Genomic DNA, 10,254 nt, shown 5'->3' with positions numbered 1-10,254 from the left:
CTAGGTCGCTGGGGGATTCCTATTACTAGGCGGCTACTCTCTTACGATTTCGCCGTGGTTCCTGTTTCTCAGAGGACTCCAACGAACCCTCTCCACAGGCTGACAAGCTGTGACCCAGCTCCCAAATACTTAATACATTCAGTGCGCCAACAATGTCGGCGTTATTTTCATACCCACACTTAACGCACCTGAATGTTTCTTGATTCGGTCTGTTTTCTTTTGACTCGTAACGACAGGACTCTTCAGGGCAGGTTCGACTTGTGTATGCCGGGTTTACAGCGATAACCTCACCACCTCGCCAAGCCTGCTTATATTCGAGCTGTCGTCTGAACTCATACCATCCTTGATCAAGAATAGACTTATTAAGACCCGATTTTGCCTTTACGTTTTTACCCTGATTCTCAGCATTGCCTTTTGCTGATTTTGACATATTCGACACCTTTAAATCCTCAATGACGATTATTGCGTGGTTTTTGCTGATTTCGTATGAGGCTCTATGGAGGTAATCGGATCGGCAATTAGCTATCTTGCTGTGAATCCTGTTAATACGACGTTTCTGCTTTTTCCAGTTTTCAGAAAATTTCACCTTTCGAGAAAGCTTCCTTTGCTCACTGGCAAGCTTTTTCTCATGCTTCCTGTACGAGTTTAAGGGTTTATATTGCTCGCCAGTCGAAAGGGTTACGAATTTCTTAACCCCCATATCAAGACCCACAATCTTTTCAGAGGGGTGTACCGGATCAAGCCGCTCTTGCTCAGTCTGGAAACTGATAAACCAGTGTCCTGATTTACGGGTGATTGTACAGTTTTTGATTTCCCCACAAATTTCTTGGGATTTGCGGAATCTTACCCAGCCTAACTTACTGGGGAGCTTCACCCTGCGGTTTTCTATTCTACAGTATTTTGAAAACTGCATGATACGAATGGAATTATGGGAGTCTTTGTTGCGCTGTTTGAAGCAAGGCTTCTCAAACTTAACCTCTTTCATTTTTCCTGCTTTGAGCTTTGCAAGATCATCAAAATGCTTCCCCCAAGCAGCTCCAAGGTCATTTAATTTTTGCTGCAAAGCTACAGCGTTACCTTGGGCTAAAAAACTGGTTTCCTCTTCTTTTTTCCATGTAGGAAGCCATTTGTGCATGGTGTAAGAGGATGGAATTTTTTCGCCAGACTTCCATTTTTCATTGCAGATGCTCAGGGCTTTATTCCAGACAAAACGACATGTACCGCAGAGCTGCATAAGCCTTTCATGCTGCTCTGGCGTTACGTCCAGTCTGTACTTATATGCCTTGATAATCTTCATTTATGCAATCAGTGTGATATCTTATATGCTATATATAATAGCCCATAATACGGATTATAAAATATCAGTATGCAGGAAATAAAGAAAGGTCGGCACAGTGCTTACAGCCTGCATTGCCACATTGTTTTTGTCACAAAATACAGAAAGAAAGTTCTGGGAGCTTTGCACTTAACAAGACTGAAAGATATTTTTTCTGAAATTTGCGGGAGCTTTGATTCTGAGCTGGTTGAATTTAACGGTGAAGCAGACCATGTGCATTTGCTGGTTGAGTTTACGCCCAAAACCCCGTCTATTTCCAAACTGATAAACAGTTTAAAAGCTGTTTCGTCCAGAAGACTAAGGCAAGAGTTTTGTGATATTGCGGGTGCTTATCGAAAGCCTGTCTTATGGTCGAGATCATATTTTGCCGGAAGCTGCGGGGGCGCACCATTGGATGTAATTAAGGAGTATATCGAGAACCAAGATCAGCCCTGACGGGCTGACGAAATTCACCTCCCTGCTAGGTCGCAGGGAGCACTCTTTCGATTACAGGTAGACAGAGTGCAAAGAAACAGTCTTTTAAGTCAATAGAAGCCAGTGCAGCTTATCGTTAATGTGTATACCTACTCCGTTCATCCTGAGCTTGTCGAAGGATGCTGCTAATGCACTTCGACAAGCTCAGTGCGAACGGAATGGTGTTTAGCGCTCAATTGCACTGTTGCAGAAAAATACCTTCGTTGACACCTCAGAAGACCCAGCGAGAAGCATCTTCATCACATTTTCAGTCATCTCCTCTTCAACTGCCCTTATTGACCTGCCTGAATCCCCTACCTGACCCTGACCATCTCACGGTGATATCGGATGCTCTGCAAGACGAGTTTATGAAAAAATTCTGGCTGAATTCTTATCAATGCTGTTCATCAGTTATCCAGATCAACAACTGAAATAGAACGCTCAGCATTGCAGCCATTTCTTTCTGTAGTTCTTCAACAAAGAACCTAATGGCTCAAGCCCATTTAAGAGGATACTCCTTGATTGACTCGACTCCTGCTGAAACGCTGATCACTTCTACTGACAACTCTGATCGTCCCTATAAAGTTTTTACTGAAAGAAATATCGATAGCATTGAACAGTTCCGACAACTGCCCGAAGCTATGCAGTTCGACATCAAAGTCGTGGCCAGTGTCATGCCGTTTCGTGTTAACGAGTACGTCATTAATGAGTTGATTGACTGGAATAACATTCCTGCGGACCCGATCTTCAGGCTGATGTTTCCACAGAAAGAAATGCTGAAAGCGGCTGACTTTAACTTTATGGCAGAACTGCACAGAGCAGCAGAAAGCCGGGACACGATTAAAAAAGCAGCGAAGGAAATTCAGCTGGGCATGAACCCTCACCCAGCGGGCCAACAAGTCATGAACTCTCCCATGCTGGAAGGTGAGCCTGTAGAAGGTATGCAACACAAATACCGCGAAACAGCTCTCTACTTCCCCAGCCAGGGACAAACCTGCCATAGCTATTGCACCTTCTGCTTTCGTTGGGCCCAGTTCATTGGCGACAGTGAATTGAAAATGGCTTCTACCGATGCAGCTACCATGCATGCCTATCTGAAGGCCCACACAGAAATCACCGACTTGCTGTTTACGGGTGGCGACCCCCTGGTGATGAAGACCAAGATTCTAAAAGCTTATCTTGAGCCCCTGCTCGAACCAGAATTTGATCATATTCGTCACATTCGTATTGGTTCTAAAACACTGACCTTCTGGCCATACCGCTTTACCCAGGATGATGATGCTGAAGAACTCATGGCGCTGTTCAAAAAGATTGCTGACTCTGGCAAGCACCTGGCTTTTATGGCTCATTTCGATCACTACGCAGAGCTCAAAACCGATGTCTGCAAAGAAGCCATTAAGCGTATCCGTGCAACAGGCGCCAACATTCGCGCACAGGCACCACTGACTCGACACATCAACGACGATGCATCTGTCTGGGTTAAAAACTGGAAGACCCAGCTTTCTCTGGGAATCATTCCTTACTACTTTTTCGTAGCACGCGACACCGGTGCAAAGCACTACTTTGAAATTCCTTTGGCTCGAGCCTACAGCATTTATCAGGAAGCTATCACTCAGATGTCCGGACTGGGAAGAACGGTACGCGGCCCATCTATGAGCGCAGGACCCGGTAAGGTCGAAATTACCGGAGTCGCCGAAGTGAATGGAGAAAAGGTGTTCGTACTTCGTTTCCTTCAGGGTCGTAATCCCGACTGGTGCTACAAACCCTTCTTTGCCCAATACGATGAAGCAGCAACCTGGTTGGACGATCTCAAGCCTGCATTTGGTGAAGAGAAGTTCTTCTATGAAGATGAATACAAAACGATGTGTCAGGCGCGTGGCCTGTAAGATTATCAGGGAAGGTGCGATTCTTCCTTAATAGGCAGAATGACTGACGCAAAGATAGGTACATACCGAATTAAATTGATCCAGATCAAAGCTATTTAGGTGGATGTACGTACAATGAAGTTGTGAGCGCGATTGGCAACAACGAGTTAATAACAATAAGTCAGCGAGTTACTAGCCACGCCAGACCATTCAATCTGCTTCGAGCATGGATAAAAGAATAATAAGCGGGATCAGTCACATAGCCAGCCAATAGAAACCGGGTTTGAGGGAACCCGGTTTTTTTTTATGTATAGGGATATACGGTATCCTAGAAATGCACGACTACAGGATGTAGGAGTTAGGGCGAAGCAGGACGCCCGAGCCGAGGAGCAATTTCCAGGATTGTTGCAGCAAAAACATAAACCCACTTGTGTAATGGACGACTTCACTTAACGTCCTTCTTATCTATTCTTAACACGCTAGTGCGATCAGCTTGGTTCCTTTTCTGGATACTCGAAACACCTAAGACAACAAACGAACATCAACGAACGAATGCGAAGTTCGAGCCAACTTTTTTGCGAAAAACACCTACCCAAAAACAAAAATATTGATCTGGATCAATCCCTTAATAGGCGTTCCTACGTATAGTGGAAACCACAGGAGCGAGGGCGAATGTAGAATAAAAACAAAGACATAATAAAAATTAATACAAGGAACCAAGTATAAAAATCATAAGACTTGATGTAGCCAGCCAATGAAAAAACCAGGTTTGAGGGGACCTGGTTTTTTTATGCCTTTCGTTTACAAATCTCTTTTTTCTTATCACTGTTTTCTTCCAATAATGTTCAACGCTAACCAATCCATGCTCTTCAGAGACCTGTATCTAAAACAGAAGAATAAGTGTTAATACCTACCATTTATTGATCCAGATCAAAAACAAGATAAGTGCTTTTACTTATAGTTGAGTCACAAGCAAGGCAGCAACAGTAAGAAGTTGCTCCAAAGTTCAGTCAGCTATATTTAATTTTTGCAGCAGGAGAAAAGCTTATACGTTTAACAGTCAGAGCCTTAGCCAGCAGAAAAAACCGGGTTTGAGGGGGCCCGGTTTTTTTTCGTCTGTCAAAAACCCAAAAGCCGAAATAAGTATTACCACCTACCAAATTATTGATTTAGATCAAAAAACAAATAGGCATAATTACCTATATTTGATTCTAGGAGCTCAGAAAGCACTGTCGTTTAGAGCAATAATAAAAAAACGAATAATACATTCAGGGAGATGCCTATAGAAGAATCAGAGTCTAAGTCAGCATAAAAACCGGGTTTGAGGGGACCCGGTTTTTTTATTTTAATACCTGCGACACCAGAAATCCTGCCACGACCACCCCCCCCATAACAACGACGAAGAGATCGTTCCGGGTATTTCTATATTGTCTGAGAGTATTTGAGTTATAGAGTCCTATTACAGGAATAAAGAACAGGATGATCGCCATCATAGGTGCTACGATAGCATCCAGAATCATCAAAACACTCCAGTTACCCACCCCGGCAATCCAACACCCAAAAGCGACCAGAAAAAGACTCAGCCTTCTGGGCCTGAAAGAAGGGGTCGTTAACTGTCCCGGCCTGAATTTTTCAAGCCCCACTCCAATAAAGCCATTCAATACCTCAATGGTTCCCAGAAAGAATCCAAAGAAAGAAGTCAAAATAGCTACAAAAGCAATAATTGGAGCCAGGCTCGAAAAGAAACGATTTCCAGGCTGGTTAGCCAGGATTGAGAGGGTTGGCAGATTTTGAACCCTGGCTTGCTCTATTTGCTCTGGCGTCAAAGCCAAGATACATGACAGTACAAAAAATAATGTGATCATCAACAAGATCATAGAGCTTTTAAAATGAATCTTATCTGTCTTGGCAATGCATTGATGAAGCTCAGGAATTCGACGTCGATAGGATTGAGCAAAAGACGAACAAATTGGCGCATGATAGAAGGAAAAGACTAGTACAGGCAGAGTCAGAAGAAAGGTTTTGACGACATCTATCGCCATGACTTCCTGCTGAATAAAGTCCATTCTCCACTGCGGTATCAGATACAACCCCATGCAGAGCAGGATCACAGTTAACGGAAAAACAAGACTACTGATTAGCTTTAACAGCTTTTGCTCTGAACCACAGAATAGAGCAATCATACCCACAACCAGTATAAATACCAGCAGCGGCCTGTTGAGCTCACCTTCCCATTCAAGCTGGTGTAATAAGAAGCTTTCAGTAACGTTTGAAATACCAATCGTGTAGAGCAGTAAAACAGGAAACATGGATAGAAAACACACCAGCATCAACCAGTGGCCCACTTTTTCGCCAAAGCGCTCTCTTACAATGCTACCGATATCACTCTCAGGCTTTTGTGAAGACAAACAAAATCGCGTCAATCCCCTATGAGTCAGAAACACCATGGGTCCACTGACCAGAATCATAAAGAAAAGAGGCCATATACCGCCACTGCCAGCTGCTATTGGCAAGTAAAGTAGACCTGCACCAATGCCTGTACCTATGTGACTGAACATCCAACCTGTGTCCTTGGCAGTCCATTCTGATTTGGAATATTTATCAATGGAACGTTTAGCTTCAATACCCTGATTAGACATAGACCCTCGAACTGCTGAATCGCAATGCTTATGCAGTATAGACAGTGAAAGTCTCCAATGATTTCATCCCTCAATCTTCTTTCTGAGATGAATCAAAAACAGGTTTACAGTGTAAACCAAGAGAATTATAGTAGCTCCATAACAATAAAAAATCATGGAGATCATCATGGAACGTACCTTTTACCATCTGAGACGACAGCTACTCTCACACACGTTGGAAGGATTAATATCACTCAAGGCCAGACGCACCAGAACAGATTCCTCCAGTGCAACGAAAGACGCTTACGAGATCCCCAAAAATCCTGTTTGCCCGGAAGATTTCCGCCCACTGGAAAATAGCTGCTTTCAAAACCCCTATGCCTTCTACAAAATGATCAGGGATGAACACCCTGTCTACCAGTTACCCAATGGTATTTATTGCATTTCCCGCTATGAGGACATTGTTAAAGTCAGTCGAGACACTGACTGCTTTTCCTCCACCCACCAAGGCTCTATAGCCAGCCTTAAAAAGGGACAAAGCATCATACAAGAAGGCAACAAAATGCACTCACTGGCCAGACTGGGACTGGTTCCCACCGATGTCATGGCTGTTTCCGATCCACCTGAGCACAAAACTCACAGGAAGGTAGGCCATAAGGGACTGAATGCACATTATGTAAAAAGCCTCGAGCCCGAGCTGAAAGAACGCTGCCAGAAGCTTATGGATGAAATACTGGCCAAAGGAGAGTTTGATTTTATGCACGACTTTGCCTGGCGCTTCCCACTCTCCGTTATTATCCAGTTACTCGGTCTTCCAGCAGATGATTACGAAAAAATAAAAACATGGTGTGAGCGAATTCTGGAAACACAAAGTGGAATCAGCAACCCACAAAGTCTCGCAAAAAGTCATATTGCCAGCCTGAGATTTATACGGTATTGCTGGAAACAGTTTCTGAAATTAAAAAAACAGCCCGAACAGAATATGACCAAACTGTTTGCACAGTTTGCTGACGACCCGGAGTCTGAATTTACCGACCGTCTGGCCATTAGTCTGATCTTTCAATTATTGATGGCCGGCAGTGATTCATCAGCTACCTCCATGGGAAATGCAGTAAAACTTTTAATTGAAAATCCCGATGTCCAGCAACAGCTACGTGACGACCCAGAAAAAATCACAGCCTTTGTTGAGGAAGTGTTTCGGCTCGAGACAGCATTCCAGGGACATTTCCGCTGGACCAAAAAAGACACTGAAATACAGGGGGTCAGATTACCCAAAGAGAGCAGAATCTTTTTGATGTGGGCATCTGGCAATCGTGACGAACGTTTTTGGGACGACCCGGACTTGATCAACCTGGAACGCAAAAATGGTAAAAAGCACCTGACGTTTGGCCATGGCATTCATGCCTGTATTGGCCGTGAGCTGGCAAGAATGGAAATCATTATGGCCATCCGAATGCTACTGGAGAGAACAGAAAATCTATCCCAAGCTGGAGAAACTCCATTTGTAGCGTCCATGTTTGCCCACACACTGCTTCGACTACCCATATCGGTCACATTGAAATCGGAAAAGCATAATAATTCCAACCACCGCCTTAAAGAGTCTGCAGTCGCTTAAAACTTACAGGACGATCCTCCACTGCAATATTTCAGACTTTGAATGACGTATACTTCATCCGAAAATAATATTCGAAGTCTGACAAGGTCTTGTATGGCACAAGGAAAAAAATATAACAGAGCCGATTATGTGAAAGCTGCACTCACAGTGATAGCCAGAGAAGGTGCTGAAAAGCTGTCTATGAGAAAAGTAGCTTCCCAGCTAAACGTCAGTGCTATGGCAATGTATAAACATTTCTCCAACAAGGATGAACTGGTTTCAGCCTGTCTGGATGCTTTTATTGCTGAGTCCTCTGTTTATCCGGAAAATGAAGATATTAGCTGGCAGGACTGGGTGCGCCATACGGCGGATCGTATGTTCACAGCACTCTGTGGAGAAATCAGCTGGCTACCCGTATTTGGCTCAATAAAAAGAGGCCCTTTAGCTAAAGAGGTTTTAGCACACTTTATAGCAAAGCTGACTGTTTCTGATTTCTCTGAGCAACAGGCAACCGATGGTTACTTTGCCATCATTCACACCGTTATTGGAGCAGCTTCCATTCAAAATTCGCTGGATAGAATTACAGCAGAGGAAGATAGCGAAAAAGTGGCCTCACACCGTGACCAATTTATGAAGAGTATCAATATGATTATTAATGCACTTGAAGAACACCAAAAAAATTAAGTCACACACCTTAACATCTATATCCTTCCCTCAGATTCAGTCAAACGAACTAGTCCAAACCAATGTATTTATACGACATTTATTGTTTATATAGATTCCAGTTGATTTAGATCAATTATTCAACACCAACGAGATAGGTATATTTCACCTCAGGGACAAGCAGTCACTTTTCACTGCTCCAAGTTCCCAAAAATATAAAAATAATAATGGATTAAAAATGAAGATTGCTCCAAATTTGCTGCATACACTGACACTCTCTACCCTACTTGCAACCCAAGCATATGCAGCAGGACCACGCCCTCCTGTAAACCCTTCTATTGGTCTTGATGGTTCAGCCGCTATGCACAGTGATTCTGCTGCATCGGATACGACTTATCTGCCAGGCACAGGAAATGGAAACTTTAAGTCTGAGTTAATCAACCTAAACGGTGTTTGTGCAACCGTTGTATTAACTAGAGATGGCTTCCCCATCTCAATTTGTACAGACTACTCGACACTTTCTCCTGTTGTCAGCATTATCGACCCAGATGAGCATACCGTTATTGATCGACTCATTATCGGAGATGGCTCTGTGATGGGTGGCATCTATGCTTATATAAACCAACTTGACCAAGTTGTGATTGCTGATGGCACTTCTGCCCTACTGATCCTTAACACTAAGGATGAAGAGGGTAATTGGGCATTATCCAACGAACGCCGTATTAATCTATCTCCCTATATTCCCAAAGGCGAAGCCATAAATGCAGTCAACCCGGCTGCTGATGGAAGTATCTGGTTTGTGACAGATCAGGGGCTTGTTGGTCGCTTCGATCCAGAGATTTATAAAGTTGATACACACAGGTTAAAGCGTGGCGAGACCGTCAATAACTCGTTCGCAAACTCCGGTGATGGCAAAGTGGCAGTAGCTACAAATAACGCAGTGTATCTGCTCGAATACAAAAAGAAGATAAAGGAAATCTGGCGCCAGAAATACGATTCAGGTTCGCACAGAAAGCCTGGAAAGTTATCTCACGGCACAGGTTCCAGCCCAACCTTCTTTGGCCCAATCAAAGGCACCGAATATCTTACTATTGCAGATAATGCTGACAGTGGCGACAATCTGTTGATTTTCAATACAGAAAACAAGAAATCACCTTTAGTTTGTAAAGTTGAACTGCCATCAAATGAAGTATTTGGTAGTGAAAACTCACCGATCGGTGTAGGCAATTCAGTCATTCTTACCTCCAGTTATGGCTACCCGTTCCCAATAGAAGATACCTTACCTCCAGCAATACCAGCAACAGCACCACTGGGTAAAGGGATGTACAGAGTAGATGTGGTCTCTGGAAACAAGAAGTCAAAAGGAAACCAGTGTGAACTGATTTGGTCAAATCCAGTACAGTCCTCTGCCGTACCAAAACTGTCAGTATCTGATGACTATATCTATACCTTCGAACGCATTGACGAGCAGTACTATTACACTGTCATTGACTTCCTATCAGGAGAAACAGTCAAGAAAGAAAAGATCGGTTCCGGGTTTATGTATGACACCCAACAATTGGCTGGCAACATGGGATTCAAACAAACTTTCTGGCAAGGGAGTAATGCCGGGATTATAAAGATTTCCCCAGAACAAAAACGTTGACCGATTTACTTATCCATTCAAGCCACTTAGGAATAGTCCCAAAATAACTTCCTTATTCAAATCTGCTCAAAATCCGTTCG

General features: G+C 43.5%; 7 protein-coding genes. 5 read left to right on the top strand and 2 right to left on the bottom strand.

Annotation, left to right across the window (positions count from 1 at the left end; genetic code table 11):
- Nucleotides 1-25 precede the first annotated feature (25 nt).
- Nucleotides 26-1,297 (bottom strand): RNA-guided endonuclease InsQ/TnpB family protein, encoded by a 1,272-nt coding sequence (locus tag GZ78_RS23565; RefSeq protein ID WP_034841806.1) that lies wholly within the window; start codon nt 1,295-1,297, stop codon nt 26-28.
- Between the two features lie 69 nt (nt 1,298-1,366).
- On the opposite strand from GZ78_RS23565, the gene tnpA reads away from it, so the two are divergent.
- On the top strand, nt 1,367-1,771 hold the full coding sequence (gene tnpA, locus GZ78_RS23560; RefSeq protein ID WP_034833101.1) for an IS200/IS605 family transposase: 405 nt from the start codon (nt 1,367-1,369) through the stop codon (nt 1,769-1,771).
- Nucleotides 1,772-2,307: 536 nt separating this feature from the next.
- A complete protein-coding gene (locus GZ78_RS23550) occupies nt 2,308-3,675 on the top strand; it encodes a KamA family radical SAM protein (RefSeq protein ID WP_201772784.1) in 1,368 nt (455 codons plus the stop codon).
- Nucleotides 3,676-4,994: 1,319 nt separating this feature from the next.
- Here GZ78_RS23550 and GZ78_RS23545 read toward each other — a convergent pair.
- Nucleotides 4,995-6,293 carry an amino acid permease gene (locus GZ78_RS23545; protein ID WP_034841801.1) on the bottom strand — a complete coding sequence of 433 codons (1,299 nt, stop codon included), beginning with the start codon at nt 6,291-6,293 and terminating at the stop codon, nt 4,995-4,997.
- A gap of 166 nt (nt 6,294-6,459) precedes the next feature.
- On the opposite strand from GZ78_RS23545, the gene GZ78_RS23540 reads away from it, so the two are divergent.
- From GZ78_RS23540 to GZ78_RS23530, 3 genes are all read left to right on the top strand, one after another.
- The gene (locus GZ78_RS23540) at nt 6,460-7,887 is read left to right on the top strand and encodes a cytochrome P450 (protein ID WP_161787480.1); all 1,428 of its coding nucleotides are present in this window, start codon (nt 6,460-6,462) and stop codon (nt 7,885-7,887) included.
- A 93-nt stretch (nt 7,888-7,980) separates the two neighbouring features.
- Nucleotides 7,981-8,550, top strand: coding sequence for a TetR/AcrR family transcriptional regulator (locus GZ78_RS23535; protein ID WP_236631675.1), 570 nt, complete (start codon nt 7,981-7,983; stop codon nt 8,548-8,550).
- Nucleotides 8,551-8,767: 217 nt separating this feature from the next.
- Nucleotides 8,768-10,174, top strand: coding sequence for a hypothetical protein (locus tag GZ78_RS23530; RefSeq protein ID WP_034841793.1), 1,407 nt, complete (start codon nt 8,768-8,770; stop codon nt 10,172-10,174).
- Nucleotides 10,175-10,254: the final 80 nt, after the last annotated feature.

This window comes from Endozoicomonas numazuensis (assembly GCF_000722635.1).
GTDB classification, from domain to species: Bacteria; Pseudomonadota; Gammaproteobacteria; order Pseudomonadales; family Endozoicomonadaceae; genus Endozoicomonas_A; species Endozoicomonas_A numazuensis.
Note: the sequence above shows the minus strand (reverse complement) of the source record. Positions and strands in the feature narration are given on the sequence as shown.

What these genes read in the sequence shown, in the direction of transcription:
- GZ78_RS23565 (WP_034841806.1), bottom strand. Translation starts at nt 1,297, where the DNA reads ATGAAGATTATCAAGGCATATAAGTACAGACTGGACGTAACGCCAGAG.
- tnpA (WP_034833101.1), top strand. Translation starts at nt 1,367, where the DNA reads ATGCAGGAAATAAAGAAAGGTCGGCACAGTGCTTACAGCCTGCATTGC.
- GZ78_RS23545 (WP_034841801.1), bottom strand. Translation starts at nt 6,293, where the DNA reads ATGTCTAATCAGGGTATTGAAGCTAAACGTTCCATTGATAAATATTCC.
- GZ78_RS23540 (WP_161787480.1), top strand. Translation starts at nt 6,460, where the DNA reads ATGGAACGTACCTTTTACCATCTGAGACGACAGCTACTCTCACACACG.
- GZ78_RS23535 (WP_236631675.1), top strand. Translation starts at nt 7,981, where the DNA reads ATGGCACAAGGAAAAAAATATAACAGAGCCGATTATGTGAAAGCTGCA.
- GZ78_RS23530 (WP_034841793.1), top strand. Translation starts at nt 8,768, where the DNA reads ATGAAGATTGCTCCAAATTTGCTGCATACACTGACACTCTCTACCCTA.